Consider the following 26393-nt stretch of genomic DNA (forward strand, 5'->3'; position numbering starts at 1 on the left):
GTTTCGCCGATGTCGTCTCCCGCACGCCACCGCCCTCGCCTGACGAACATGACAGTTCGTGCCGCGTACTTATGTCTTGGGTTGTGTGCTATTCGCCATCGCGGAGGGCCTGTTCAACAAACCTGGTCCCGCAACCCATCGACCCGACTAGAACTACCTCGCCAAGAAATGACGAAAACCCGTCCTGAAGAGAGGGTTCCGAGTATGCCTCGACACACCACATGGTCGGGCTGACAGGATTTGAACCTACGACCCTTGTAAGGAAATAACCTAAACTCGGGTGTCACCAAAAATCTCTGGAAACTGTCGGATTCCGTTGTGTTCACAGGGAACCCGGCGGTTAACTGCCTCCAAATGTACGCGGTCAATTTGAGTCCAGTGGAATTGAATCTGATGACTAAATGATGACCATCTGAACCCATTTGAGCGACCCGACGAGCCCTCCGCACTATCTTCCGAACGCCGCCGCACTGGACCGAGCACGGCTGTGATAGCGATCCGTCGCGCGCTCGGCGTGCCGTCTGGTTCGCATCACGGCGTCGCGTCATCGCGACGTAAAAGTTCTCTCGCGTCGTGCTGGACGCGACGATGACGTGCGCGGTGTCGGTCGTAATCCCTTGCGCGCGGTGAGAAGTGACCGCATAGCCGAGTTCGACGTGCCGCTTCATGTACTCGGCAGGGAGCAACACAGCGCTCCCCCACCGCTCGCCGTGCCGTCCCACTTCGGCCGAGCCGTTCGGGCGCACTCCGATCACGGTCCAGCGGTCACCGTTTCGAACCCAGGATCGGGCCGTATGAAGCCGACGATCGTTGCGTCGCGTAATGATCGTGTCACCGACAGCCGCACGGGTTCCGTCATGCAGGGCGACTTCATGACGCGCATCGACACGACCTTCAAGAATCAATTCTGTGCGAGCGCGCACGTTCAGCGACGCCACCGCCTCGTGGGAGTCGCTGATCAGAACCGTTCGTTTGCCTGCTCGAGCGTCACATCGCCAGGCCTCGTATGCGGCACCCGCCATTGCCTCAGTTCTGCCCTCGCGAACCCGATCGTGCGTGATGTATAGGTCGACGGACTCGGGGTCGCCCCGACGTAGCCCGAGGGATGCCGTCTTCTCCCAGTCTTCGGTGAAGCGGTACACGTCGACGAGCTCGGGCACGTCCGCCCGGCTGTGAACCAGTAGTGAGAACGCGCCGCCCGCATCGACCGACTGGAGCTGGGCGTGATCGCCAACCAGGAGAACTTTCGCGCCGGCGTTCGCAGCGAGCGCGGTGACCCTATCTAGAGACAGTGTCCCTGCCAGAGACGCCTCGTCGATGATCACGAGTTGACCCGGGTGGAACGTCGCCCCATGGACCAGGTGGCTCTGCCACCACTTGGCCAGGTTCTCGGTCGTGATCACAAGATCTTCCCCGAGAACCTGTGCGGCAGCCGCGGAGGGGGCGAGCCCAACGACGGATCCCGCACCATGTGCTGTCTCCCAGGCCAAACGGAGCGCGTGCATCGCGGTCGTCTTGCCCGCACCGGCCGGACCGACGAGGACATCAACGACGCGTCCGGAACCAGCGATCCTCGCGAGCGCTCCGAGCTGACCTTCGGCGAGTACTCCCCCACCGGGCAGCCGCCTCCGGGACACCGAACGCAAGGGTGCCAGTGCGAGTCTGGGTCCAGTCTCATCGGCCGCGCGTTCGAGCAGCCGGGCCTCCGCGTCGAGCAACTCCGACGACGTGTACACGGCGGAGTGCTTCGGGTGAAAGACCGACGTCCCATCGTCCCGCTGGAACGCCTGCGGACTCGACACTATCTCCGGCGGCGTGAGCCGCAGCGACGCGCTTTCGGCGGCTTTGACGACACGGCCGAGGACGGCTTCGCGGTCGGATGCCGACGCGAAGCGGAGGTGCATCATCTGCCGCGCGGCTTCCGCCATCAGGTTCCAGCGCCGCCAGGTGGACCGCTTCTCGCTAACCGCCGTCATCACACTCAACCCCAGCGAACGGACGGTCTCGGGCGGCACATCCTCTGCGCGCATCACCCGCGCAGGAGAGCCGGCCAATGCGGCGCCCGCCCAGGTCGTCGCATCCTGTCCCAGCACAAGCTCCGCGTGGGCACGCCATTCTGCAGTGAGTTCTGTGAGTGAGCGCACTCGCTTTGCGGGTCGTGTGGAAAGTGTGGCCTGAGCGCGCAGCTTCATGATGGTGGCCGGCCCGGGACGATGGCCGTGCTGGCCCACGTACGCTTCGATCAGCTTGTCGGTCTCGGCATCGATGTGCCGTGCCCGCGTCGAGAACTCCGCGACGAGCGCCTCGGGAACGAAACTGATCGCCCATGCAGGGTGGCGGTCTCGGCCCCGCTCCCTCCTCTCCCACTGCACGCCGAGCGCTCGAGTGAGTGCGTCTGCGAACAGGGTCTCGTGTAGTTCGGACAGCGCAACCACAGCCGCGTGCATCGGTCGTCCATCGAGGGAGCGCCACTTGCCGTCGAGTAACGTTTGCACTTTGTTGCTGATCACGATGTGCGTGTGCAGGTGAGGGTCGCCGGCCCGGCTGTCGAAATGATCGAACGCCGTGGCGATCAGGCCAGTCACATCGACTTGCGCAACGGCGCCGTCGGACGCGGACACGCCGGTCCGCGTCGCCGCGATCTCACGCTCCATGAATGCGACGACCTCGGCCACTGCCGCATGATGCACCTCCACGATCCGCGACTGTGTCGCTGCGTCCGCCACACCCCAGAGGATGCTCGCCGATTTCGGAATCGAGAACGTGAAGTCGTACCCGGCGACCGCACGTCGCCGGGCACTCATATCCTGGAACATGCCGGTCGGCGCTGGATCTGCTGGGCCTCGGTACACGGGATAGGCGCAACCAAGAGGCGAGCCGTCGACCGGGTCTCGCCCCAACCCGATCAAGCTCTGCAGATGTGCCTCCGTCACTTCATCGCCCTCGACGATGCGACCCGAGCCGAGGCCCGGGAGGCCGCTTCCCAGCCATCGACCCGGTGGCGTTCCATTCGCGCTGTAGTAACGAGTCAACGGCGTGAACAGCGACCGCTGCCCGTCTCCAGCAGCCACTGTGCGCAGCAGGTACTTGTAGCCATTGCCGGCGCTCATCACCCGCATCGACACCGTCACCGCGCACTCCTCCGCTATCGCTTAGGAGGTGCGCCACCTCGACCTGCAAGAGGCGTGGCACTGTATGACAGCCTGGCACTTCCTGATTGTCGGAGGTGGAATCGATGGAGGCCGGATCGATGACGGTATACGCTCAGCGGGTCCGGGTTATCGATCATTCACGGCACGCGGACGTCGGAGTGCCATACGCGCTCGCCGTGACGGTTGGGGCCCAGAGAGGAAGTGTTGGGCCGATTTCCGCGGTGCCCTCCCATGTCGGGCGTCTCCGGTAGCCTCCTCACATGGCGCCGACTAATATAAATCCTTCATTGCTCAAGCCGCTTGTTGGGTGGAGCATCGTCCACCTCATTGCTGCGGCTGGCATGTTTGGAGACACGTACGGTACGCCCCTCGCCGTCGGGGATATGGAGTACCGATGGTTCTTTGCGACGATCTACTTGTGTGCTGGATTGGTCCCGGTAGCGAGTCTTCTAAACGAACGTTTACAAATGGTCCCGGTGACGCCGGCCCACACGATGGGGATCGCATTCGGCCTATACGTCTTCCTGATTGGCATCCAAGTGGGTCAACTACCTATCGATGACGTGCGGCTCCTCACGGGAGGTTGGGCAGCAATAGGTGGCGGGCTGTGCCTGATCGTCTTCAATCGGCGGCTACAGCTAGCCCGCAACGCTCAGGCGAAGAGGGATGAGGATGAGCTCGTACGCCGAATCGCAGCGGCGGTCCGCGTCGAACTCCAGCGATGACTAGCTCAACATCAACACTCAATCCCCGCTTGTCGCAGTATATTTCGGAGCAGAACTTTTGAGGACAGCCCCCACGGCCTTGGTCAAGAGAATCGCTCGTCTCCGCGCATCTGTTCCAGCCAACTCGCTACGAGACACGGAGCGCCGTCCGTCACATCCAATTCAACGGTCATTGCCCAAGCCAAGTAGAACTCTTGAATGGCCCGGTGGGCAAATCCGATTCGTCGGACGTCTTGGGAGGCGCCGTTGGTTGGTGCCAGGAGAGACTGCGTCGCAACCAGAGCGAGAGTCGTTCCGCGCGCGAGCTCGCTCGAGTCTTGCAGCTTGGACCAGGCGATGGAGTCTGTGAGTACCAGCTGACCATCAATTCGCTCCAGCATCAGGAGTGCTGCCTGCCGAGCGAGCTGGTGCGCGTGTGCGATCGTCTCGGCCAGCTCTTCGTCGCGGTGGCCAATTCCGGGCCGACCTTGCGAAGAGATTATGAACGGCGACATTACGTCTCTCTGCACTTTGTACGTAGTCCATTGGTGAAGTAGCTGGGCCTGGTTCGCGGCGACAAGGTCTTCTGTCTCAGTGACTTCAATCGCCATATTGAGGAACAGCGGGCGCTCCAAGAGCGGTTGGACTGTCGCGCCGCCTGGGGGGTCGGCGGTCGAGCAGGGCAGACTCGTCTAGAGCCATCGTGTGGTGTCCTTCGTGAGTTGCTCAGTCGGTACTCACTGACCATCCCACGGTGGCTCTTCACGTTGACGAAGCAACGCTCCGAGGATGGAAACCACACCGCTCAAAGGGACGTAACCGCAGCCTGCGCGATAAGAGCGGCATTCAGCGGAAGGGCCGCGGAGCCTTTGACCACCTACGTGGCGAACTTTCGCCGACTTCGCCAGGGAGGTGCGGCTGCTGGAACGGCGGGCGGTGCGGGCCTCACGGCTCGTCGAGAAAGCGGAATACCTCGCTGATGGTCTTACGGTTGCTTTGTGTTGCGACGTGCCCTTTGTCAGGGTAATAGAGCAACCGCGCATTCGGGAGCCGCGACGCGGTGTCACGAAACACCTCCTCGCCGTAGTAGCGATCCCGCCCGCCACCGACGATCAGTGTCCGGGTGGTGATCGCTGGCAGCTCGCCGGTGAGGTCGAACGCATTCTCAGCGTCGATGGTGATTAGCATGTCGGACAGATCCTCACCCCTACGCGCAGGCCCAACCAGCCAGCCAAGTTTCGCCAACGCCCACTGCGTGGGTTCGTTTGCCGCCAGCATGGACATCATTTCGGCGTTCGCCTGCCGGGTGTCGCCGTTGCGCAGTAGCTCCGCGAGTCTGCGCTCGGCAGAAAGACCCAACGGTCCGAGCCGGCATGCCGCGGACAAGAGCACGAGTCGACGCACGGCCTCGGGGTAATCGGCGGCGAGCTGCAATGCCGCGGTTCCCCCGGTCGACGAGCCGACAACGTCCACCGGACCGCTGAACCGGTCGCTCAGCGCGCGGGCGTAGTCGCGGGCGATGTCGGTCATCGTGGTGCCTGGGGCCAGACCCTCCCGACGCTGCACCCACCACACCTCACGGTGTCGGCTGAATGGCCGTAGCTGGCCGACCTGGAACACGCGGTCCATCCCACGCGGCGGCCGGTGGTGCGTCGTCAGCCCTGGCAGGTAGACCAACGGGCGTCCCGCGCCCACACGGAAGAAGGCTGGACCATCTCCCAGCCTGCCCTCTTCGACGATGTTTGCTTTCACCACGGGGTCCTCTTCTAACATCTGGGCACACGGGTCAACTGGCGTGATCGTGCGTGGCTGCTTGAACGCGTCATCGGGTGCGCCCCTTGCGGACACCCCGATCAGCGTCCGATTGCGCGACTCCTGACCAGGCCAGAAGCCGGTCGCCTGTCCGGGCGGCTAGCACCGCCAGAATGACGCCCCCGAAGGCCAGCATCATGAGTGCATACGTCAACGAGGTAGGTTGTTCGCCCCACATCGTGTTCAGGATCAGCATGCCGGGAACCAAGCCCAGGTACCCGACGACGCCAGCGCCCAGCGCCCACGGCCACACCCGGGCGAAGGCCCGCGAGCCAGCGCGTGGGGGTTGCGATGGCACGGTCAGCCACGTACCGCCAAGGCCCAGGATGATGGCCAGCAGCGGCGGTCCGAACCCGCCGCCAACCAGCAGAAGCAGGAGCGACAAGCCAATCAGGACAAGTCCGCCGTACCGGCGGTGCACTCCGATAATTGCCCAAATCCCCAACCCGGACGCGACGATCACAGTGACGATTCCGGAGAGCAGCATGGTGGGGAGAACAGTCAGCGCCGGCTCGCCGCCGAGGACGTCGAATGCTTCCGTGTCGGGCCAGGACCGGATGAACGGTCCGTCCGATGCGACAGAACCCTGAAGGATTTCGCCGATACCGTGCTCGACTCCCGCCCCGGCGGCCAGCACCCCGAACACGGCGACCACGGTTCGAACCGCCGCTCCCGGCGGGACCCGGCGCAAGACGCTGCGGGCGCGGGAATCCTGCGCGCTAGCCACGCGTCCCCCGCTCCCGTCCGCCGTCAGGCCGGCCCGGTGCGGTGTCTTGCCGTGGACGTTCATGACCCGGCATGATCTGACGATGGCTCCCTGTTTTTCTCAGGGCGTGCGCTCGCACGACCGGCATCAGAGGGTGCCGGTCTCGGTGGGGGTGTTTTGTGTCCGCGTGTATTTGTGTTCGGCATGCCGTCGCCGCCAGGCACTCCAAACCAGGTATGCACCGCCTCCGATGACAGCAACCGGCCACAGGTAGTTGAGCACGATCAGCAGTTCCGCGGTCTGCAGCACCACCACGAGCGCGACCGCCGCCAGCGCTGCAGCCACGATCCATGCCCACCGGCGCCGCGAACTTCCGCTCGGGAGCATCGCGACCAGCACAAACGTCACGGCCAGACCGAGCAGGAGGATCGCGCCGGTCCCCTGCCCGCCGACTGCGTCCGTGACACCGCTCACCACGGCGAGGGTCAGCAGCGCGCCGCCAGGGATCACCGCCCACCAGCGGCGGTGATCCTGCAGGTATACGGCCCAGAAGCCCGTGCTCACTGCCGCCAGGAACGGCACCTCAGTCCATTGCCCGGCCCCGTCAGGGTCGAGCTCCATCACCGGTGCAATGGCTGCGCCGAGCAAAGCCCCCGCCGGGATGGCCGACCACCACCACGATCGGTGGGCGAAGTACGCGTACCAGAACGCGGCTGACCCCGCCGCGAGCAGTCCGGCCCACAACAGGCCCGGGACCTGATCGGAGAGCACGGTCTCAACTAGGAGCAGCACACCGGCCGCCAGCACGAGAAGCCCGAGAATTATCTGGATCGTCCACTGCCTCATCGCCCCCTCCTCGACATGGGTGGCCGTCCCCTCGGGGATTTTGCCACCATCGAACGACCTGTCAGCCATGATCAGACCTCCGTTCCTCCGCACCGTGATAGGCGACCCGCCCCCTGAAGGTTGGGGTGACTCAGAGTCCATACTTGCGCCCGCCGCTCGGGCAGGGCCGAAAGTCCCGCGCGGAGGAGGGACAAGAGTCCTTCACTTTCCGTGCTCAACAGGTTGTTGCTCCTCCCAGCTCGGACGTGATGACGAAGGGTGAGCAATGCGAGTAATGGTGACCTATGCCAGCAGGCATGGATCGACCGCCAAGATGGCCGAACGCATCGCCGCTGACCTGACCGCCGCCCTTGTCCGGATGCTGTGCGTGCGCCCATGACCGCCGCGGAGGGGCCCAATCTGCATCAGCTCGCGGTGGCTCCCGATGACCGGCACGGCCGGTCGTTGAGCGCATCGCGCGCGCTTGCCGGGACTGATTTGTCCGGTGGACGTTACCAATGGGCAGTCCAAGGGCCACTAGATTGGCGACATGGACATCACTTGGCTTTTCGTCGTACTGGTGCTGGTCGTCATCTTCGCGAGAATCAGCGTCGCAGGTGCCTTGCGACGGATTGTGGACGCTACGGAGAAGTCGGCGTCGGACCTGGCGATACTGGCGGCAGTACCCGATAAGTCCCATTTGCGACTGTAGGACGTTCCCTCCCGGACGCTAGGCAGTGTCCGCCAGTTGGCTCGCGAGCCGCGCGTGTCTCACCGAGGTCGAGGTCGAGGTCGAGCAGATCGGGAACGGCGCCGGCATGCCGCCCGATCTGCCCAAGGGTCGTGCCCGAACTGGATCGAAACCGCACCGAACGACGTGTGGAGCTGAGATACCGCGAACATGCGCGTGCCCTCGAAGGGCTGTAGGTACATGGCGACGGCCGCAATCGGGACCTTCGGCTCTGGCTATTGCCAGCGCGCGAATCCTAGTCTGCCAGTGACGACAAGGAATGGCGCGGTGGAGCCAGTCGCAGGGTCAAGCGAAAGGCGCCTGCCGTAGCGGCGTCGGTGAATCGCTCGGAGAGCAGTCAGGAAAGGTCAGGTCGAGCCATGGAGACAAGGCAGCAAAGATCTTTTCGCGCGTTCATTGAGCGGCACGCGGTGCTGGCTTTCTATGTTCTGGTGTTCGCGCTCCAAGTCGGCCTCTATCTCCTCGCCTTCCTGGGTACCGGCTTCCTGGGCACCGGCACCGAGCAGCCGACATCGGTTGCTGACCTTGGGGGACCTCTGCAGTATTTGGCCCTTCTCCCCGGATCGCTCGCAGTCGCCATGGCAGCCATTACGGTGATCGCCCTCGCCTTCGGCAGGGTGGGCTTGCGCGAACTGCGATCGCGGTTGTTCCGGTGGCGGGTGGGCATTCACTGGTACGCGGTTGCATTACTGACCGCCCCGCTCCTGATGACGGCGCTCCTCTATACGCTTTCGCTCACCTCGCAGGCTTTTCTCCCCACCGTCATCACGATGGATGACATCGCGAGTCTGATTATGGCCGTTGTCGTGGTGGGGCTGCTCGTCCCCTTCTTCGAGGAGCTTGGCTGGACAGGATTTGCTACTCACGAACTCCGCAAGCGGCATGGGGTGGTGGCGACCGGACTGATCGTTGGCCTGCTGTGGGGCCTGTGGCATGTGCCGCTCTACATGGCAACCGGGAGTGGGAACATCCCGATGGCGCTCTACGTGCCCGTGATGGCCTTCTCAATTCTGCTGCCCTTCCGGGTGCTGATGGTGTGGGTCTACGACCATACGCAGAGCGTGCTGATGGCGATGCTCATGCACCTGTCGATCACCGTCTACCCGTTGGTCTTCCTCAACTCCCCGGAGATGGTGGGGGGACCTGACTTTATCTTCAACCTCGTCGTAGGTGCGACGTTATGGGTCCTCGTGGTCTTGCTCGTGGCGGCCGACCGCAGAGAACGTTCGCGACCCGAGTCTGGCCAGGCCTGGCATGACGTGACACAGCCGCGACCCGACAAGGTCCGCCGTCCCCGGGGCACCCGATGACTGTCGCTGCCGGGGTGCGGCAGGTGGCTCCCGGCGTGCACATGATCACGCTGGGGCGGACGGTCGCGGCGTCCAACGTCTATCTGGTCGGGTCGGGGTCGGCGTGGGTGCTGGTGGACGCAGGCTGGCCCGGCAGCGTCGGAAGCATCACCGCGGCGGCGGAGTCGGTGTTCGGCACGGGCGCGAGGCCGGCGGCGGTGGTGCTGACCCATATCCACCCCGACCATTCCGGCGCCGCTGGGCCGTTGGCCCGCTCGTGGGGGGTGCCGGTGTACGTCCATCCCGCGGAGCTGGCGATGGCACCGGGCCGGTACCTGCCGGAATACGAGATGCCGCTGGACCGGTGGGTGGTCGTCCCCTTGATGCGGCTGCTACCGGCACGCACCCGGGCGCGGATCGAGCGCGCGGGCAGCATCACCGACGTGGTCCGCACGTTGGAGGAGGGCGTGGTACCGGGACTTCCGGATTGGCAGTGGGTCCACACCCCGGGGCACACCCGGGGTCATGTGGTTTACCTGCGGCGCAGCGACGGGGTGCTAATCGCCGGGGACGCTGCGGTGACCGTGGACCTGAACTCGCTTATCGGCGTGCTGACCGGCCGGCAGCGTGTCGCCGGCCCGCCGCGGTACACCACCTGGGACTGGTCGGCGGCGGTGCGGTCGGTGGCTGCCCTGGCGGCGCTCGAGCCTCGGGTGCTGGCCCCGGGGCACGGGCAGCCGGTGACCACCGGGGCGGCCCAGGCGCTGGACGCCCTGGTGCACGACCTGGACCGGTCGGAAGTTGGCACGCTCGGCCGGCTGCGGGCGGCGGCGGCGCTGCCCCGGTACGGCGGAGCCGAGGGGTATCGGCCCCCGCCGCCGGTATACGCCCGGCTGCAGTGGCTTGGTTATGCGCTCACCAGGCTGGAGCTCAGCCCGCGAAATGTCGTGACCCTGGAAGTCCCCGGGCGCAGCTCCGGCGTGATGCACCGGACCAACCTGGTGCTACTCGACCACGACGGCCAGCAGTACTTGGTGTCCCTGGCCGGGCGGTCCCAGTGGGCCCGCAACGTCCAGGCCACCGACGGACGGGTTGTGCTGGCCCGCGGCCGCCGCCGCCGTGCGGCCATGCTGACAGAGGTTCCAGTCCAAGCGCGCCCGGCCATCATGCGCGCCTACCTGCTGCGTGGCGGGCGGGAACCAGGCAACCAGCGGATCGTCCGGGAGGCGGACATGTTCTTCGGCCTGGCCGGTGAACCCACATTGGAGGACCTGGCGGCTGTGGCGCCCCGCTACCCGGTGTTCCGGGTCACCGGCGGCTGGCACGCGCCGTACGCGACGCGAGCACGACGATGAGTGCCACCACCTGGGTGCGGGCCCGGCCGGTGCTGGCGTTCTCCCTGCTGACGTTCGTGATCACCTGGGGCGCGTGGTGGCCCATGGCCGCCTACAACCGTGGCTGGACCGACCTGAACCTCCCGGCCCTGTACTTCCTCGGCGGTCTGGGACCTGGCATCGCGGCGTACGTGGTCATGCGGATCCTGCGCGGCAAGGCGGCCGACGCCGCGCTGCTCGGCCCGCTGCTGCGCTGGCGGGTCGGCTGGGCCTGGTATGCCGGGGCGACCCTCCTCGCCCCGGCGGTCTGGTTGCTCGCGGCCACTCTCACCGGCACCGTGGGCACCGAGCTCGCCGCGTTGGGGTCCGTGGCTGCGGTCACCACGGCCCTGGCACGGTACCTGCTGGCCGCGGTGCCCGAGGAGGTCGGATGGCGCGGCTTCGCCCTGCCGGCGCTTCAGGCCCGGCACAGCGCGCTGACCGCCAGCCTCATCGTCGGCCTGCTCTGGTGGGCTTGGCACCTGCCTCTGGTCCTCGGCGGTGACCCGGGGATGTCCACCTACCCGCTGGTCCCGTACACGATTTGGATCCTCGCCCAGGCGGTGCTGTACACCTGGCTGTACAACAACACCGGTGGCAGCCTGCTCATCGCGGTGCTTCTGCACGGGATTTCCAACGTCGTCGGCGTGTTCAGCGCCGCACCTTGGGCTACCACCGGGGTCACCGTCGCCCTGGCGGTCATAGTCACCGTGGTCTACGGGCCGCGCGAGTTGTCCCGCACCGGCCCGCGGGTCACCCTGGCCCATCTGGGGCAGTCCGCTGTATGACGCCGGATGCAAGTTCCGGTCGCCGCACTTCGAACGAGTCACTATCCTGCTGCCAAGGGAAACCCTCATCGGGACCTTCAACGAGAAACTTCTGCGGGAATCGTAATTGGACGAAGAGTTCACTTGCGGCGTCGACGGGTGGCGGCATCTGGCCCCCTAACGCAGCAACGGTGTCAGCTGGTTAGCGCAGCAGCCGCTGCGATGCGGACGAGCTCTACGACTGTTGAAGTGATCCTGCTCACCGGTTTGCTCTTCCGGCTTTCCGGTTGGAGAGCGAACGTCGCTTCCTCACCGACACGGACGGTATGAAAGTCGAGCACTGGCACCGGCTCGCGGTCTTTCGGAAGCTGTTTTGCGTCCGGGCGCGCCACAAGTTCGGCGTGGCCAATGATGTATATCGTTCTCCTTCATACAGCCGAGCGATCAGGCGTGGTCGGAGATACTCCGTCAGTGTCCTACACAAGAGATGAATAACGGTGAGATGATGCCTCGCGCACAGACCGCCCATGGGGGGACCTTCAACGGGACCACCTCCCGCAGCCGACTGGGTCTCGCGACCCATGAGAGACAAGACGCCTCCCTGAGGGAGCACAACGCCACTTCGACCGGGCCGCTGCCATCAAGCAACTATGCCCTCGAAGCACGCCGAGCTTCGGTGAAGAGGGAGACAGTCGCGAGACGTATGTCCACACGCCTGCCGACGTTCGGTCGACCTTTGCCCTCACCCCACTGCGTGTCCACCCGGTTTTCCGTCTGAACCGCCTCCCGTGGTCACCAACTTGCTCGCTTCCGCCTCTGACGGAAGGCGCGGTCGAGCTGTGCGGCGACCGGCGAGGTTAAGCACCAGCATCATCGAGCCGGACACAATGTCGGCGACCACCGACACCGCCACCATGAGCGTGATATCGGGAAGGTGATAGAGCCCAACTTCGCGCAAGTTATATGCCCTCCCTAGCAACGTCGGTATCACGATGTACATCACTCCTATCAGCAGAGCCGCCGTGAAGAAGTGGGAAACAATCTCCCAGGCCTGTCTTTTACTGGACATCCCGATGCGTCGTCGCGGCCAGCTCCGTAACTTCACCAGGGATCGGACGCTGAAGAACGCGATTACTGCGAAGACGGCGAGCAACGCCCATCCCAGCATGCGGGCGCTCACACCCTCCGCTTCGACGTCGCGACCGGCGAGCAGATGGATCATTCCGGAGCGCAACTGCGGGTTTATCAGCGAGTGCTCGAGTAGGTGTCCTTGATTTATCAGCAGCACGTACCCACGTTGATTCTCTGGCAGCACGGCCATTTGGCCGCTGTAAGTGGGGTCAAGCCCGTCATGGCCCCCGACCCGCTCGCCGTTGACCTCCGTTACCTCCCACCCGAGGCTATAGCCGAGTCCGCCAGTGGGGTTGTTCATCGCGTCTGAACTGTCTGCGGAGAGCAGGTTCGTGGAGTCGTCCGATGGCAACCCGACCGCGATCGCGAAGCGGGCCATATCAGCAGCGGTCGACACCAGGTTGTCAGCTCCGTCACGGTAATGCCGGACAGGGGCGTTCTGGGAGATAGCGAATCCGAACAGCTTCACGTAGCCCTGCGCCAGGTTCTGCTTCAGGTCGGGGTCAGCTGTGCTGTCGGTCATCGCTAACGGGGTAAGGATGCGTTCGGCTACCACCTCGGCGTACGGGCGGCCTGTCACCTCCTGCACCAGCAGGGCCAGCGTCGAGTAGTTGGGGTTGAAGTACTGGTATTTCGTTCCCGGTTCCGCGGTGGGGGCTGCGTGCTGCAGGTCGCGGACACCCTCTTCGAGCGACGTCTCAGGATTGAGCAGCCGGCCGTACCCGGCGTCCGCAAGGCCGCTGGTGTGCGTCAGCAACTGACGCACGGTGATCTCCGTTGAGGTCTGATGGTCGGCGACCTCGAACTCCGGCAGGTACACCTGTACCGGGGCATCCAGATCGACCAGTCCTTCGTCAACCAGTTGCAGCACGGCCACGGCCGTGAAGGGTTTGGTCATTGAAGCAATTGGCTGTGGCGTGTTCGCGGTCATCGGGCGGTCGGTGCCGGCTGAGCCGTAGCCCTGGGTGTAGCTGACCTGCCCGTCCTCGATGATCGCCACGCTGAGTCCCGGTATCCCGTGCCTGCTGACCTGTTCTCCGAGGAAATCGTCAACAGCGCCGGTGTCGACTCTTCCGTCGAGCGCGCTTGTCGCACGGGATGTTGGGAAGGGGAGCGCTGCGCTTCCCGAGAAGACGCCGACGATCAAGAGCGTCACGGCCAGGATAGGTATTCGCTGTGCAGCCCGGTACGAAGCAGTCATCTGTATCTCCTGCGCTACATTGTGGGGTCTCTCCGGTGAGCCTCATTCGACTGCTCTGGCCGACAATCCTCGGGATCGCGGTGATCCTCTGCGCCGGCTATCGCGGTGCGAGTCGACCTCGTGCGGCAGCCCGTTATCTGCGCGGATGCCCCGTGCGCACGTCCACAGTCTGGAGGTCGGGACCATGCGTTGCATAGCCCCTCGACGCGTTCCGCTTTCGCGGATGGACTTATTGCGAAGCCTCGATTCTCGGCGCACAATGGAAGGTAGTTCTGAGGAGGCCCGTACGCTTCATACGGGACCTGATTTTCGGGCTTCCGATATAACTCCAGATGAGACGGTGGTGCCACGGTGGCACCACCGTGATCCGTGGTCGACGCTCGCTAACTCCTGATCCATGTGCGTAGCCGCGACCCGCGACAGAGCTTCAATGCTGGCGGTAAAACCCCAGAAGAGGCGGTGCCACCACCGTGGCGGCACCGCCAAAAGTCGGTCGTGATCCACTGAGAAGCGGCAAAACCCCAGATCGTGCGGTGCTGCCACCGTGGCAGCACCGTGTTCACTCTTCATCCTTTGCGAACGCCCGGTCGAGGAGCGCGGCGGTGGCCGGGTTCACCATCTCGCTGCGCTGGATGTAGTGCTGCACGGTGATTTTGGTGTCCGTGTGGCCGAGCAGCTCGGCGGCGAGCTCAATGCTGGCGTTCGTGTTGACCGCGGTTGCAACCGTGCGGCGAAACATGTGCGGGGTCACTCCCCTGATGCCCGCTCCCTCGAGTACCTGCCGCAGTTGTCTGCGCACGTTCGCCGTTGTCAGCGGGGTCCCGTCCCGGGACTGGAACAGCAAATCGTCCAGGCCCAGGCTCCCGACCTTGGCGAGCCGCCGGCGGACTGCGTCGGCGGTGAACGTGGGGATGGCAACAACGCGGGTGGACCTGGCGGTTTTGGGGTGATCCTGCCGGAAGGTCTGCTCACCTTTGCGGCTGACGATCGTGCCGGCCAGACGGATGGACGGCACGGGGCTGGTGACGTCGACGTCCCGGCGTCGGACGGCCAGCACCTCGCCGATCCGTGCTGAGGTGCCGAGCATCACCTCGATGATGGCACCGAGTTGGCCGTCGGGCTTAGGGCCGGAGATGTGGTCGGCGGCGCTCTCCCACTGGGCGATCGCCGCTCGGATCACGTTCACCTCGGGCGCCATGAGCGCATCGGGGACGTGCGGCTCGCGGTGCAGGCGGGAGACGTGGTCCATCGGGTTGCGCGGAAGGACCTCATGCCGCACCGCTAGCTCCAAGGCCAGCCGCAGCACCACCCGAGCCTGCTTGGCGCGACTGTAGGAGATCTTGGACAGCTGCTTGATGAACTTGTCGCACCGGGCGACGCCGATCTCCCGCAGGGCCAAGCTGTCAAAGACCGGGGAGACAAGGGTACGCATATTGCGCTCGTAGAGATTCCGGGTGGTCCGGGAGCTCCGGCCCTCCAAGTCGATGTCCTCCAGCCAGTAGGTCACCAAATCACTGAACAGGCTGTCCGGCGTGAGAGTCGTGTCGGCAGGTTGGAAGAGATCACGGTCGGCGAGCTTGCTCTTCAGCGCGAGTTCTGCAGCCTTGGCGGTGGTGCCGCTGGCTTGCACCAGGCGCGCGTGACCGTCCCAGTCGCGGTAGCGGGTCCGCGCCACGTATCGGCCGCTCGGCGACATACGGGTGCTGATGTCGCCGAAGGTGCCAATGCTCAACCGTTGCCGGGCCATCTCAGCTCACCGCCGATCGATGCGCCTGGACTCGCTGATGGGGTCGCGTTGCTGGGCGATCCAGGCCCGCACGTCTGAGACGGCGAACTTCAGGTGTTTGCCGAACCGGTAGGCGGCGGGGCCTTTGCCGTGCACCCGCCAGTCGTAGACGGTGGAGATCGGGATGCCCAGGTAGGCCGCCAGCTCGTGGACGTCCATCAGGGGCTCGAGGCCCCAGTCGTCGATGGGAGGAGAGGTTGGGTTGTCGTCGTGAATACTCATACCCAGTAGGTGCGCACGACGATCCCGGGCGATCGGGACGGACCGAAACCGACCTCAGCGCCCCGGATGACAGGGCAGGTTCAGCGGCTGAAAAGTGCTCAAAGTGATGACGTAGTGATGACTCAATCAAATCTGTTAACCTAAAAAGTCCCGGAAACCCTTGAGTTTCCGGGACATTCGGTCGGGCTGACAGGATTTGAACCTGCGACCCCTTGACCCCCAGCCAGGATCGCGCCACTTGCCGAGTCGCACCGTTTCGCTCCGAACCGCTCGGATATTCCCCGTTCGCGCCCGAATTTCGCGGAAACCGCTGCGCCACGACAGTGCGAGGTGGACGCACTCGGAGTGTGTTGGATTGCCTCGGAGAGGCGTGGCTGGACGGGTTTTCGCCGGGTTACGCGCCCGGGTCTTGCAACGCGGCGGGATCTCCCCAGTGGTCCCCCGCGACGCCCGCCGACCGAAGCGCCAGCCACTCATCAGCAAGTTCAGGAATTCGGGTGACAACTTCCCGCCCAAATAACACTTCGTCAACCAGACCCATGTGCAGCATGTCGACCATCCGACACAAATACGAGCGCCCCTTACCCCACCAGGTGTCGTAGGCGTCGACGATCAAGTACCTCCGCACTAAACCCAAGCCCAACGGTGAACTCCGGTCCGAGACTTCTGTGCTGGGTGCATACAAGGTCGTCGCAAAGGTCTTCGGCTACGCCTACAAGCACCGGCTCATTACCTACAACCCGTGCATTGCAGTATCGAAACCGCGCGCCGACACGCAAGAGGCCCGGTTCCTGTCCGTCGAAGAGGTCTCGGCGGTTGCTTCTGAACTCTCGACACAGGCTCCATACGACTTGATCGTGCGGTTCGCGGCGTTCACCGGGCTACGCGCCGGGGAGATTGCAGCGCTGCGCATCCGGGATATCGACCTTCTGCACGGTGAGGTGCAGGTTCGCCGGAACAAGACCCACACCAGCACCGGCTACGTGACCTCCACGCCCAAGACGGCGCGGTCAGTGCGGGACGTGCCGATTCTGGACGAGGGGCTATTGCGGGAACTGGAGGAGTACATCTCCGCTCACCCCAAGGCTGACCAGCCCAACGCGGGGCTGTGGCCGGGAAAGGTTCCGGGGCACTCAAAGATCAGCTTTGAGCACGAGTTCGACCCCAAGGGCTTCTACCGGTACACCTTCAAGCCAGCGGCGGCACGTGCCGGGTTCTCCGGGCTGCACCTCCACGAACTCCGGCATACCTTTGCAACGTTGGCGTTGGAGTCCGGCGCGCTGAGTATGTTCGACCTGTCACGGGCCATGGGCCACGCATCGCAAGCCATCACCGACAAGGTCTATGCCCACCTCCGCAAGAAGGACTACTCCAGCCACCGCGCTCTGTTCTCCAGCCACGTCGCCAACGCCTCACAGCCGGCAGCGCTGTTACGCGCAATCTGACTGGCTCAACGACGGGAAGACCCGACTCTGCACTGCGCGGAGCCGGGTCTTCCGTTTGGTCGAGGATCTATCGACGACGGCCGAGACCGGGCAGGCCTCCGCTGACAATTCGAATGTAGGGCTGCTTGTACTCGTACGTCGGCTTGGCCTCGATGCGATCCATGATCTCTTTCAACCGCTCGTTAGGGATGAGCGGTTTGAACTTCGGTTCGTACGGCGGGAGGCTTGCTGGTGGATTCCAGAAGTCGTCCGGCAGTCCGAGTGTCGGGAGCGGAGCCTGTCGAGCGTGTCGCTCTGGCTTCCTGCGATGCTCCACGGGCGGAGCCTCCCAAGAGTTGGCGGCTGGGGTGTTGGTGGCGGAACAACGGCGACCTGCCGGAGTTTCGTGGGACATCAGCAGACCTTCGTTGCTGACAGGGGCGAATCGTTTGCACTGGTCACACTGAGCGCGTTCGGTAATTCTAGACCTCCATATTCAGCCCTTCGGGTGGGCCTTACAGGGGAATTTCCCACAACACAGACTAGGACATAAGTTCGAATAAACTGTTGAGCGACACGCCCGAACTGTAAGCCGAGTTGACACGCGTGGTCGGCCTCAACTAGTGCGCGACACCTAGTCCGGTGGACGCAACGACAGAAGCAGATAGAGGCCTAGGGCGGCGGGCAGCCCCCGATGGATAAGCAAAAGCAGGGCGAGACGGAGAGTTGTCTGCCAGCCCTCGCGCGCTGCCTGGAGCAACGCGGTCGAGCCGTATGCCCGATTGTCGGGGATCTCGCGCTTCATGCGATTGAGAGACTTTGCCATCTGGTCCTCCGGGCGTCCTAAACGGACCTACCGGATGAGCAGGCTACGAGCGCGTGACGAGCATTGCTGCTGTCTGGAATTTCCCTACCAACGCCTAGGGGCCCACTACTTGTGGACGGGTCTAATCTATCAGCGATACATCCAGAACCTGCGCACCAACAACGGCGTGTCGCCGGACTAATTCCCACCACCTTGCGGCCTTAATCTGAGGCGTGCGGGAGCAGCGCGGGCAGATGAACGTGTACGCACCGCGGCTCATCATCGAGCCCGGGGTTGCCTCCTTGCCCATTGGCGGAGAAAAGGCTTCCAATGCGTTCGGCATGTGGAGTTCGCCGTTCATCTCCCGGATCGCTGCTGTGAGTCGGGTCTCCTTGTGCTGCCCCCGATCAGTGCAGACGACCGGCAGATAGAAGTCCACCTCGCGACCGCTCATCATTGCTACCGGAGGGATGGCCGAGTTGAGTCGCTCGTCCGGACCGGGGAAACCGTCGTGTGGATTCATGACTGCATTGTCTCGCATCCCTCCGGGGCTTCTCCGTTTGGACGGGTTTTGGACGGGTTTTTGTTTCTGGGCATAGAAATAGCCCCGACAGAAACATGGTTCTATCGGGGCTTTCGTGGTCGGGCTGACAGGATTTGAACCTGCGACCCCTTGGAGGTTATTTCCTAAACTCGGGTTTTACCGAAAATCTCTGAAAACTGGCGGATTCCCTTGTGTTTACAGGGAACCGGGCGGTTCACTTGCTCCAATTGTACGCGGACAGACACGCTCATTCACGGTTGTTTTTCATGGGTTAATGATGGGTAAATGATGGGGTTTTCGAGCGACTCTTTCGAGGACCAGCGCTGGTCGGACAGACCACCATTGGCTGACCAGAAAGACTTCGTTTGCTTCGACCCAGCTCCTCTCGAAAGCGGAACCCTCAGCGCGACAGTCAGGACTCTCCGCGGGCTCTCATGGAGCAGGGCGGCTCTATCGCGCGACCGATGGGATTAGTGTCGGGCGGTTCAGGCGGGCCCGCACTGCGATACCCGCGCAGAGGATCACCGCGATGCCGCCGAGGATTGTTGACCAGAGCAGTTCCTCGTGCAGGAGCAGGGCAGCCCAAATGATGCTGAGTACGGGTTGGATGAGTTGCACCTGGCTGACCTGCGCCATCGGCCCGATCGCGAGTCCGCGATACCAGGCGAAGAAGCCGAAAAACATGCTCACCACGCCGAGGTAGGCGAATGCGGCCCACTCGAGCGGTGTGCCGGTCGGCGGTTGCTGCACCGAGGCGACGACAGTGAGGATTACCATCAGCGGTGCGGCGACGAGGCCTCGGTCCCGGCAACCTGCTCGACGACGCACGCTGGGGCCGCGGGTCTAGGTGTGATGTCCAGCCCATCCGGCGCCGGGTGCCGCCTCGGCGAGCATGGCGAGGGCGATCGCCTCCACGATCATCAGACCGTCCTGGACCACGTTCCACTGCTTGTTGATCGTCCCGTCGTTCTCGAGGACGGCGGCGATCACCGCCGCTACGTCGCTCCGGGGGATGTCACCCTCCGGTACGTCTCGTCCGATGACCACCCGGCGCCGGCCGGGGTCGTCGGTCAGCCACCCAGGCCGCAGGATCGTCCAGTCGAGCCCGCTGGCCCGCAGCGCCTCGTCCGCCTCGCGCTTCGCCTCGACGTAGGCGCGCCACACCGGTGACGCATCCGCGGGAACTGGGTCGTCGAGGGCCATCGCGGAGATCTGTACGAAGCGCCGGATACGAGCGCCCTTGGCCCCCTCGATCGACTTCAGCGAACCCTCGAGATCGACCGTGCGCTTGCGCTCGACCTTGCCGTCGGGGCCGGCTCCAGCGGCGAACACCACGGCCCGGCACCCGTCGAAGGCACGCGTGAAGTCCTCCGCCGTGGACCTCTCGATGTCGAGCAGGCGGACCTCGGCGCCCAGTTCCTCGAGCTGCGAGGAGTAGGCCTCGTTGCGAACGAGAGCGACCGGCCCGAACCAGCAGGGGATGGAGGTGGCGGGCCACCTTCCCGTGGCCCCCCACGACAGCGACTCTGGCCATCCATCCACGGTAGATGTCGCGGACCTTCGCGGTAGCCCGTGAACACGGGATGTTCGGAGCACGCGCCGAGGAACGGCACCGGCCCCGAAGGCGTCCCGCGCGCGGGCCGTCGTAGCTCGCTACAGCAGGAGGTCGAAGATCTGGACGGCGCGGTCCCAGTGCTCGGTCTGCGGGTTCACCAGGTCCCGCTGGAGGATCGGGAACGTCCGCGCGAGAGCGACGCCCAGCCCGCCCGCGACCAGCGGGAGCTGCGCCTGGGCCTCGTCGCTGTAGGTCACATCGAGCGGCGGTCGCCGGGTGAGCTGCTCGAGGATTGCCTCCAGGGACAGCTCCTGGTCGATCGCCTTGAAGGCGTGGATGGACTCCTGGAGGCCCTTGGTGATCGGCAGGTCCTGCGGCTCGATGACGTCGCGGCCGTTCGCCTTCGCGTTCGCCTGTCCGCGCAGCAGGAGGTCGTAGATCTTGTCGTTCACGAAGTCGTCGAAGCGGCGCAGGTCGTCCTTGTCGACGTCGAGACCGGCGGCCGCGCGGAAGAAGCGTTCGAAACGGGCGACGCCGAAGAGCTCCATCGTTCCTCCTGTGTTGTGGGTCGTCCCAGCCTCGCGCACGCGGCGCCACAGGACATCCCGGATACACGGGATGCGCCGATTCGCCGGGTCGACCGAAGATGGGTATCGGCCGCAGCTTCGGCACCCGAACAATGCCCGGAAGGATCAGGACCGATGGCAGACATCTCGACGACGGACCGCACGAGCTGGGTGGAGGGTTTGGATCGCCTGACGAAGGACCGCGAGGGACAGGACGTGACGATCGAAGTCCTCGACCGTTCGTTCGGCGACCAGACGGAGGCCGAGCGCCTGCCGTTCGCGTACACGTCGTACGACCCCAAGGACGACGTGGTGGTGGTGGCCGTGGGCGGGAGGTCCTCAAGCCACCCCGTCGTGCTGCGCCACATGGTTCCGCACCCGAGTCAGGTCGACATCGACCCGGACGTGGGCGCCTTTCGCGTCGTCGAGCAGGACGGCACCACGACCATCGTGACCTTCTTCTCCGCGTCCGGCAGCTGACGGCCGGTGCTTCTCGGTCCGGGTCGACGTCGGCCGGAGCTGCCGACCGTGCATCCGCTCTGCCGGGTAGGCGCCTGTGTCACGTTCGGAGCAGGCGCGCGGGTGAGGGCTCACTCGGCGGGTACGGACCGGACCGTGCTGAACAGGAGGGAGTACTCCTCGAGCCCTCGTACGGCGAGGTCGGCGGCTGCCGCGGCGTCGACCCTGATGGCGGCCGCCACGCACGCAGCGCTGAGCACGGATCTCCGCGAGTCATGAGGGCTTCGCTCCGTTCTGGTTGCGCTTGAACGTGGCAGGGTGCGGTAAGGCCGAACGACTCTCACGGTTCACTGCTTAGTGCCTTAGCCTCCGGTCAACATGAACAGCTAGAACAGGGGTCTAGAAGCTCCCGGTCAAACTTCAGCAAGATTGGTCCGATGGAACCCCCTTACGGACGACAGCGACGACGTCGCGACCGACTCCAGAGGAGAAGCTTTGGACCCAGTAAACGTCCTTCCGCGAGCACCGAAATCGTCACAAGTCAGGAATTAACCAAACCAAGAGCGGTTCCGGGTCTTTAATTCGCTGCAGAGCGGCGAAACCCCGGGTGGCGCGGCGCAGCCACCGTGGCAGCACCGCGTTCACTCTTCATCCTTCGCGAATGCGCGATCGAGGAGCGCGGCGGTGACCGGGTTCACCATCTCGCTGCGTTGGATGTAGTGCTGCACCGTGATCTTCGTGTCCGTGTGGCCGAGCAACTCTGAGGCGAGCTCAATGCTGGCGTTGGTGTTGACCGCAGTGGCAACAGTACGGCGGAACATGTGTGGGGTCACTCCTTTGATGCCCGCCCCCTCGAGTACCTGTCGCAGTTGTCTGCGCACGTTCGCCGTCGTCAGCGGTGTGCCGTCCCGGGACTGGAACAGCAATGCATCCAGGCCTAGGCTGCCAACCTTGGCGAGTCGCCGGCGGACTGCGTCGGCGGTGAAGGTGGGGATGGCGACAACGCGAGTGGACCTGGCGGTTTTGGGGTGATCCTGCCGGAACGTCTGCTCACCCTTGCGGCTGATGATCGTGCCGGCCAGGCGGATGGACGGCACGGAGCTCGTGACGTCGACGTCCCGGCGGCGGACGGCCAGCACCTCGCCGATCCGTGCTGAGGTGCCGAGCATCACCTCGATGATCGCGCCGAGCTGGCCGTCGGGCTTCGGCCCCGAGATGTGGTCAGTGGCGCCCTCCCACTGGGCGATCGCCGCGCGGATCATGTTCACCTCGGGGGCCATGAGCGCATCGGGGATGTGCGGCTCGCGGTGCAGGCGGGAGACGTGGTCCATCGGATTGCGCGGGAGGACCTCATGCCGCACCGCCAGTTCCAAGGCGAGCCGCAACACCACCCGGGCCTGCTTGGCGCGGCTGTAGGAGAGCTTCGCCAGCTGTTTGATGAACTGATCGCACCGGGCCACACATCTCGCGCAGCGTGAGGCTGTCGAACGCCGGAGAAACCAGGGTGCGCATGTTGCGCTCATACAGGTTCCGGGTGGTTTTGGAGATCCGGCCCTCCAAATCGATGTCGTTCAACCAGTAGGCCACGAGGTCTGCGAACAGGCTGTCAGGCGTCAGGGAGGTGTCGGCGGGTCGGAACAGGGACCGCTCAGCGAGCTTCGCTTTCAGCGCGCCTTCGGCGGCCTTGGCGGTGGCACCGGTGGCCTGCACTTGGCGGGCCCGACCGTCCCAGTCGCGGTAGCGGGTTCGTGCCTCGAATCGGCCGGATGGCATCACCCGCGTGGTGATGTCGCCGAACGTGCCGATCGTCAACCGGGGCCGGGCCATCTCAGTTCACCGCCGATCGGTGTGACCGGGTGGGTTGGACGGTTCGCGCTGCTCGGCAATCCAGGCCCGAACGTCGGAGACGGCGAACTTCAGGTGTTTGCCGAACCGGTAGGCCGTCGGGCCTTTGCCGTGCACGCGCCAGTCGTAGACCGTGGAGAGCGGTATGCCGAGGTAGGACGCCAGTTCGGCGACGTCCATCAGGGGTTCCAGACCCCATGAGTCGGTAGGAGGAGAGGTTGGGTGGTTGTCGTGAATGCTCATACCCAGTAGGTGTGCACGAGAATCCCGAATGATCGGAGCGGACCCAGAACGACGTCAGCACGACGGACGGGAGCGTGGCCTCAGGGCCTTGTGAGAGGAGTAAAAGGTGGGTTTTTGATGGGGTAGTCAATTCCGTTAACCTAAAAAGTCCCGGAAACCCTTGAGTTTCCGGGACATTCGGTCGGGCTGACAGGATTTGAACCTGCGACCCCTTGACCCCCAGTCAAGTGCGCTACCAAGCTGCGCCACAGCCCGCGACCAGTCACCCTCACGGGCAACCTCGTCAATGCTACAGGACTTTCCGGGGCCCTTCGGTCACTCCGAACAGCTCAGATCGACCGGATGCACCTCAGTGCTGGATCCACGACGAGGGCAGTGATTCATCCCTCCAGCTGGGTGAGCAGCTCGTGACCGCCCGTGCCGGAGAACTCCACGATTCGCCCGTTTGCCACGCGATACATCGCAAACTCGGCGACGTTGGCGTGCTTACGCGTCGGCGCGATGCCGGCATATCTCCCCAGATGCGTTCCACTTCCTCGCAGATGCACCGCGACGCGGTCGCCCTCGATGACGAGTTGGATGCGGCGCCAACGCCAGTCGGGAAACCCCTGGAAGAGCTCGGCCAGGTCGGCAATCCACGCATCGGCACCACCGGGTAAGTGCGCACGCCGAACCGAGGGATCGACGAAGGAACGGATCGCATCGAAGTCGTGCCGATTGCACGCGTCGAGGTAATCGGCGTACCACTCGCGCATCTGCCACAGTTCCACCCCCTCATTATCGGCGCCGATCGCCGCAGTGAGGATTCGCTGCCTCTCCGCTCAGCCCACGACGCTCCGCGCGAACCGCGTCGAGGGCCGCCCGGATGTCGCATAATCGAGCGTCTTCCGCGCCCGATCCGTCTCCACCAGGTACTCGAGGTACCTGCGTGCACTGACCCGCGAGATACCCGACAGCTCCGCTATCTCCCCAGCCGAACTGTTCGGCACCGAACCGAGCGCCTCCTCGACGATCGCGAGAGTCTCGCCGCTCAGCCCCTTCGGCAACTGCACCCGTCCACGCCCACCTGTCCGCATCAGCGCATCGATGTCGCGCTGCGCCAACTCCTCCCGGGTTCCGGATGCCACGAGCGCGAGCCGGTCGCGCGCCACATCGTCCAGTCGCGCCCGCAGGTCGAGCGCCGTGAACGGTTTCACCAGGTAATGCTGAATCCCGGCACTGCGCGCCTGCCGCACACTGTCGACATCCCTGGCGGCGGTCACCGCGATCACCTCCGGCTGCGCGCCGCCCATCGCCCGCACATCGCGGAGCACATCCAGCCCGGGCAGACCCGGCAGGTCGAAGTCGAGCAGCACGAGGTCAGGACGGTGGTCGGCGATGAGCGTCAGGGCTTCCGGACCGTTGTGCGCGATCGCCACTACGTCGAACGCCGGATGCGCCCCCACGAACTTCGCGTGCAACGACGCGACCTCAACGTCGTCGTCCACAATGGTCGTCCGGAGCTTGGACGCGACCGGATGCGATGAGACCGGATTCGAGACCATCACTTCAGCACCGCCGCAACATCGACGGTGGCGGGCAGATCCTGCGCCGCAGCCTTCGGAAGATCCCCGAGAGGCAGCTCGACCGTAAACGCCGCTCCCCCACGCTCAGACCGCCCAACGGTTACCGTGCCGCCGGCCCGCATAACCGTGCGTCGCACCAGCGCGAGGCCGATGCCTCGGCGTCGTAACGCGGGGCTGTCGGCATCCGTCAGCGCTTTCGACGAGACGCCCTCCTCGAACACGCGCTCGTACTGGTCTGGCGGGATGCCGTTGCCGTCGTCGTCCACGGTGACCCGGATCAGAGAGGGATCCACGGCGAATCCGAGCTGAACTTCGTCGCCCGCCGCGCACGCCTCGAGCGCGTTGTCGACGAGGTTGCCGACGACGGTCACGAGGTCTCCGCGCAAAGTGAGCGCAGCATCCGACCGCAACCAGGCGGGGAGAGGAGCCGACGGTGTGATCGACACCGACATGCCGAGCTCCCGCGCGTGGCTGGCTTTCACGAGCAGCAGTGCGGCGAGCTCCGGGAATTCACGGAGAACCTCCTCGCCGGGAACCCGAAGCGCACCACCGGTTCCCGTCCGCTCCACGAATGCGCGCGCGTCATCGACCAGGCCGAGCTCAAGCAAGCCCGAAATCACATGCAGCTTGTTCGCGAACTCATGGGCCTGGGCCCGCAGACCATTGGTCAGCGACTGCGCTCCATCCATCTCCCGCAGCAGCTGGTGCAGCTCGGTGTGGTCACGCACGAGCAAGGTCGCACCGACGGCGCGGCCATCGAGTTCGGTTCCGGTGCTGCGCGCCACGAGGATCCGCTCCCCAGCGAGCACGAGCTGCCCACCCGGTTCACCGCGCTTCAGCACACCGACCAGCGACGGGTCGAGCACGTCGGCAGCCAACCGTCCGGTCAGCGAATCCTCCTCGAGTCCCAGCAGCTCGAGCGCCGCATCGTTGACGAGCACGATCACACCGGCTTCATCCACGCTGATCATGCCCTCGCTCATGCCGTGCAGCATCGTCTCCCGAGAGTCAACGAGCGACGCGATCTCCTTCGGCTCCAGCCGGTAGATCCGCCGGCGGATCACCGCCGTCACCCACGCCGCACCGAAGATTCCGACCACAGCGGACGCGATCAGCGGGAACACCAGCGCACCCAGCCCACCAAGGAAGTCTTCCTGCAGCGCCGACTCCAGAATGCCGACGGACACCGTGCCGATCACCTCACCGTCGTCGGACCGCACGGGCACCTTCGCCCGCCACGACTCCCCCAGCGTGCCGGTCTGCGTCCCCACGAACATCTTCCCGGAGAGCGGCACAGACGGGTCGGTCGACACCCGCTCGCCGACACGAGCAGGATCCGGGTGCGAATAACGGATGCCGTCGGCATCCGTCACGACGACGTACGTCACGTTCGACGCCTCCCGGATCAACTCGGCGATCGGCTGGATCACCGCAGCGGGATTCTTGTCGTCGTAGGCGTCGCGGATGGCGGGCAGCGTCGCCACCGACTGGGCGACCCCGATCATGCGATCCAGGTAGGCGTCGCGCATCTCGCGCTCGAGAAGGTTGGCCGTCACGATGCCGGTCACCAGCACGACGGCGCACACGATCAGTGCCTGCAAGAGCAGGAGCTGGACCCGAAGCGACATTGCCTTCACTCCCCCATTGTCGCCCGAACGCCCCACCGTC

Annotated in this window: 26 protein-coding genes, 1 tRNA gene and 1 pseudogene; 8 read left to right on the forward strand and 20 right to left on the reverse strand. The window is 64.7% G+C overall.

Translation table 11 applies throughout. The features are described 5' to 3' along the window. Positions 1 to 113 precede the first annotated feature (113 nt). Entirely contained in the window at positions 114 to 3119 is a 3006-nt protein-coding gene (mobF, locus tag BM197_RS07335; protein WP_090710251.1) for a MobF family relaxase, read from the reverse strand. Positions 3120 to 3412: 293 nt separating this feature from the next. Here mobF and BM197_RS07340 point away from each other — a divergent pair, with 293 nt between their 5' ends. Continuing rightward, positions 3413 to 3877, forward strand: coding sequence for a hypothetical protein (locus BM197_RS07340; protein WP_143095026.1), 465 nt, complete (start codon positions 3413 to 3415; stop codon positions 3875 to 3877). Between the two features lie 924 nt (positions 3878 to 4801). Here BM197_RS07340 and BM197_RS07350 read toward each other — a convergent pair. The 3 genes from BM197_RS07350 to BM197_RS07360 all read right to left on the reverse strand — a co-directional run bounded on the left by BM197_RS07350 (position 4802) and on the right by BM197_RS07360 (position 7289). After that, positions 4802 to 5608, reverse strand: coding sequence for an alpha/beta fold hydrolase (locus BM197_RS07350; RefSeq protein ID WP_177216763.1), 807 nt, complete (start codon positions 5606 to 5608; stop codon positions 4802 to 4804). A 70-nt stretch (positions 5609 to 5678) separates the two neighbouring features. Continuing rightward, a complete protein-coding gene (locus BM197_RS07355) occupies positions 5679 to 6458 on the reverse strand; it encodes a hypothetical protein (protein ID WP_245762439.1) in 780 nt (259 codons plus the stop codon). 63 nt (positions 6459 to 6521) lie between these two features. Then, positions 6522 to 7289, reverse strand: a complete 768-nt coding sequence (locus BM197_RS07360) for a hypothetical protein (RefSeq protein ID WP_090710151.1) — start codon at positions 7287 to 7289, stop codon at positions 6522 to 6524. Positions 7290 to 7485: 196 nt separating this feature from the next. Here BM197_RS07360 and BM197_RS16105 point away from each other — a divergent pair, with 196 nt between their 5' ends. The 5 genes from BM197_RS16105 to BM197_RS07375 all read left to right on the forward strand — a co-directional run bounded on the left by BM197_RS16105 (position 7486) and on the right by BM197_RS07375 (position 11400). Beyond that, the gene (locus BM197_RS16105; protein ID WP_143095029.1) at positions 7486 to 7599 is read left to right on the forward strand and encodes a flavodoxin domain-containing protein; all 114 of its coding nucleotides are present in this window, start codon (positions 7486 to 7488) and stop codon (positions 7597 to 7599) included. Between the two features lie 150 nt (positions 7600 to 7749). Continuing rightward, the gene (locus BM197_RS16260; protein ID WP_177216764.1) at positions 7750 to 7911 is read left to right on the forward strand and encodes a hypothetical protein; all 162 of its coding nucleotides are present in this window, start codon (positions 7750 to 7752) and stop codon (positions 7909 to 7911) included. Positions 7912 to 8309: 398 nt separating this feature from the next. After that, positions 8310 to 9260, forward strand: a complete 951-nt coding sequence (locus BM197_RS07365) for a CPBP family intramembrane glutamic endopeptidase (RefSeq protein ID WP_090710153.1) — start codon at positions 8310 to 8312, stop codon at positions 9258 to 9260. Further along, on the forward strand, positions 9257 to 10594 hold the full coding sequence (locus BM197_RS07370) for an MBL fold metallo-hydrolase (protein ID WP_090710155.1): 1338 nt from the start codon (positions 9257 to 9259) through the stop codon (positions 10592 to 10594). The genes BM197_RS07365 and BM197_RS07370 overlap by 4 nt, the downstream gene beginning before the upstream one ends. After that, entirely contained in the window at positions 10591 to 11400 is an 810-nt protein-coding gene (locus BM197_RS07375; protein WP_090710157.1) for a CPBP family intramembrane glutamic endopeptidase, read from the forward strand. The genes BM197_RS07370 and BM197_RS07375 overlap by 4 nt, the downstream gene beginning before the upstream one ends. A gap of 721 nt (positions 11401 to 12121) precedes the next feature. On the opposite strand, the gene BM197_RS07385 is transcribed toward BM197_RS07375, so the two are convergent. The 4 genes from BM197_RS07385 to BM197_RS07400 form a co-directional block, all read right to left on the reverse strand. Continuing rightward, a complete protein-coding gene (locus BM197_RS07385) occupies positions 12122 to 13711 on the reverse strand; it encodes a serine hydrolase domain-containing protein (RefSeq protein WP_090710161.1) in 1590 nt (529 codons plus the stop codon). A gap of 559 nt (positions 13712 to 14270) precedes the next feature. Continuing rightward, a complete protein-coding gene (locus BM197_RS07390) occupies positions 14271 to 15443 on the reverse strand; it encodes a tyrosine-type recombinase/integrase (RefSeq protein WP_245762440.1) in 1173 nt (390 codons plus the stop codon). Between the two features lie 21 nt (positions 15444 to 15464). Next, entirely contained in the window at positions 15465 to 15719 is a 255-nt protein-coding gene (locus tag BM197_RS07395) for a helix-turn-helix transcriptional regulator (RefSeq protein WP_245762441.1), read from the reverse strand. 394 nt (positions 15720 to 16113) lie between these two features. Next, positions 16114 to 16335 (reverse strand): DUF7687 domain-containing protein, encoded by a 222-nt coding sequence (locus tag BM197_RS07400; RefSeq protein ID WP_177216740.1) that lies wholly within the window; start codon positions 16333 to 16335, stop codon positions 16114 to 16116. Positions 16336 to 16387: 52 nt separating this feature from the next. On the opposite strand from BM197_RS07400, the gene BM197_RS07405 reads away from it, so the two are divergent. Further along, positions 16388 to 17164, forward strand: coding sequence for a tyrosine-type recombinase/integrase (locus BM197_RS07405; protein ID WP_177216765.1), 777 nt, complete (start codon positions 16388 to 16390; stop codon positions 17162 to 17164). A gap of 613 nt (positions 17165 to 17777) precedes the next feature. Here BM197_RS07405 and BM197_RS07415 read toward each other — a convergent pair. From BM197_RS07415 to BM197_RS07435, 5 genes and pseudogenes are all read right to left on the reverse strand, one after another. Beyond that, on the reverse strand, positions 17778 to 17969 hold the full coding sequence (locus BM197_RS07415; protein ID WP_090710170.1) for a hypothetical protein: 192 nt from the start codon (positions 17967 to 17969) through the stop codon (positions 17778 to 17780). A 121-nt stretch (positions 17970 to 18090) separates the two neighbouring features. After that, positions 18091 to 18471 carry a hypothetical protein gene (locus BM197_RS07420; protein ID WP_143095030.1) on the reverse strand — a complete coding sequence of 127 codons (381 nt, stop codon included), beginning with the start codon at positions 18469 to 18471 and terminating at the stop codon, positions 18091 to 18093. Between the two features lie 471 nt (positions 18472 to 18942). Then, positions 18943 to 19287: pseudogene (locus BM197_RS07425) on the reverse strand (EamA family transporter); the annotation flags it as partial. A 48-nt stretch (positions 19288 to 19335) separates the two neighbouring features. Beyond that, positions 19336 to 20034, reverse strand: coding sequence for an SDR family oxidoreductase (locus tag BM197_RS07430; protein WP_245762442.1), 699 nt, complete (start codon positions 20032 to 20034; stop codon positions 19336 to 19338). 111 nt (positions 20035 to 20145) lie between these two features. Next, complete coding sequence (locus BM197_RS07435; RefSeq protein WP_090710175.1) at positions 20146 to 20595, reverse strand: DUF1931 family protein; 450 nt, start codon at positions 20593 to 20595, stop codon at positions 20146 to 20148. Positions 20596 to 20748: 153 nt separating this feature from the next. Here BM197_RS07435 and BM197_RS07440 point away from each other — a divergent pair, with 153 nt between their 5' ends. Continuing rightward, positions 20749 to 21093 (forward strand): DUF5335 family protein, encoded by a 345-nt coding sequence (locus BM197_RS07440; protein WP_090710176.1) that lies wholly within the window; start codon positions 20749 to 20751, stop codon positions 21091 to 21093. Between the two features lie 620 nt (positions 21094 to 21713). Here the strand turns inward: BM197_RS07440 and BM197_RS16615 are convergent. From BM197_RS16615 to BM197_RS07470, 7 genes are all read right to left on the reverse strand, one after another. After that, a complete protein-coding gene (locus BM197_RS16615; protein WP_245762443.1) occupies positions 21714 to 22463 on the reverse strand; it encodes a tyrosine-type recombinase/integrase in 750 nt (249 codons plus the stop codon). Continuing rightward, complete coding sequence (locus tag BM197_RS16620) at positions 22423 to 22884, reverse strand: hypothetical protein (protein ID WP_245762444.1); 462 nt, start codon at positions 22882 to 22884, stop codon at positions 22423 to 22425. The genes BM197_RS16615 and BM197_RS16620 overlap by 41 nt, the downstream gene beginning before the upstream one ends. Before the next feature lie 21 nt (positions 22885 to 22905). Further along, complete coding sequence (locus BM197_RS07450; protein ID WP_245762445.1) at positions 22906 to 23160, reverse strand: helix-turn-helix domain-containing protein; 255 nt, start codon at positions 23158 to 23160, stop codon at positions 22906 to 22908. A 181-nt stretch (positions 23161 to 23341) separates the two neighbouring features. After that, positions 23342 to 23415, reverse strand: a tRNA-Pro gene (locus tag BM197_RS07455). A 125-nt stretch (positions 23416 to 23540) separates the two neighbouring features. Beyond that, complete coding sequence (locus BM197_RS07460; RefSeq protein WP_090710180.1) at positions 23541 to 23930, reverse strand: ester cyclase; 390 nt, start codon at positions 23928 to 23930, stop codon at positions 23541 to 23543. 51 nt (positions 23931 to 23981) lie between these two features. Further along, entirely contained in the window at positions 23982 to 24704 is a 723-nt protein-coding gene (locus tag BM197_RS07465) for a response regulator (RefSeq protein ID WP_090710181.1), read from the reverse strand. Beyond that, on the reverse strand, positions 24704 to 26353 hold the full coding sequence (locus tag BM197_RS07470) for an ATP-binding protein (protein WP_090710182.1): 1650 nt from the start codon (positions 26351 to 26353) through the stop codon (positions 24704 to 24706). Before BM197_RS07470 ends, BM197_RS07465 begins: the two co-directional genes overlap by 1 nt. Positions 26354 to 26393 lie beyond the last annotated feature (40 nt).

It is taken from the genome of Mycetocola miduiensis (assembly GCF_900115155.1).
GTDB classification, from domain to species: domain Bacteria; phylum Actinomycetota; class Actinomycetes; order Actinomycetales; family Microbacteriaceae; genus Mycetocola_A; species Mycetocola_A miduiensis.

Bases quoted from the DNA above. Each gene is read 5' to 3' on its own strand.
- mobF (WP_090710251.1), bottom strand. From the start codon at position 3,119: ATGCGGGTGATGAGCGCCGGCAATGGCTACAAGTACCTGCTGCGCACA.
- BM197_RS07340 (WP_143095026.1), top strand. From the start codon at position 3,413: ATGGCGCCGACTAATATAAATCCTTCATTGCTCAAGCCGCTTGTTGGG.
- BM197_RS07355 (WP_245762439.1), bottom strand. From the start codon at position 6,458: ATGAACGTCCACGGCAAGACACCGCACCGGGCCGGCCTGACGGCGGAC.
- BM197_RS07360 (WP_090710151.1), bottom strand. From the start codon at position 7,289: ATGGCTGACAGGTCGTTCGATGGTGGCAAAATCCCCGAGGGGACGGCC.
- BM197_RS16105 (WP_143095029.1), top strand. From the start codon at position 7,486: ATGCGAGTAATGGTGACCTATGCCAGCAGGCATGGATCGACCGCCAAG.
- BM197_RS16260 (WP_177216764.1), top strand. From the start codon at position 7,750: ATGGACATCACTTGGCTTTTCGTCGTACTGGTGCTGGTCGTCATCTTC.
- BM197_RS07365 (WP_090710153.1), top strand. From the start codon at position 8,310: ATGGAGACAAGGCAGCAAAGATCTTTTCGCGCGTTCATTGAGCGGCAC.
- BM197_RS07370 (WP_090710155.1), top strand. From the start codon at position 9,257: ATGACTGTCGCTGCCGGGGTGCGGCAGGTGGCTCCCGGCGTGCACATG.
- BM197_RS07375 (WP_090710157.1), top strand. From the start codon at position 10,591: ATGAGTGCCACCACCTGGGTGCGGGCCCGGCCGGTGCTGGCGTTCTCC.
- BM197_RS07385 (WP_090710161.1), bottom strand. From the start codon at position 13,711: ATGACTGCTTCGTACCGGGCTGCACAGCGAATACCTATCCTGGCCGTG.
- BM197_RS07395 (WP_245762441.1), bottom strand. From the start codon at position 15,719: ATGAGTATTCACGACGACAACCCAACCTCTCCTCCCATCGACGACTGG.
- BM197_RS07415 (WP_090710170.1), bottom strand. From the start codon at position 17,969: ATGGCAAAGTCTCTCAATCGCATGAAGCGCGAGATCCCCGACAATCGG.
- BM197_RS07420 (WP_143095030.1), bottom strand. From the start codon at position 18,471: ATGAATCCACACGACGGTTTCCCCGGTCCGGACGAGCGACTCAACTCG.
- BM197_RS07435 (WP_090710175.1), bottom strand. From the start codon at position 20,595: ATGGAGCTCTTCGGCGTCGCCCGTTTCGAACGCTTCTTCCGCGCGGCC.
- BM197_RS07440 (WP_090710176.1), top strand. From the start codon at position 20,749: ATGGCAGACATCTCGACGACGGACCGCACGAGCTGGGTGGAGGGTTTG.
- BM197_RS07450 (WP_245762445.1), bottom strand. From the start codon at position 23,160: ATGAGCATTCACGACAACCACCCAACCTCTCCTCCTACCGACTCATGG.
- BM197_RS07465 (WP_090710181.1), bottom strand. From the start codon at position 24,704: ATGGTCTCGAATCCGGTCTCATCGCATCCGGTCGCGTCCAAGCTCCGG.
- BM197_RS07470 (WP_090710182.1), bottom strand. From the start codon at position 26,353: ATGTCGCTTCGGGTCCAGCTCCTGCTCTTGCAGGCACTGATCGTGTGC.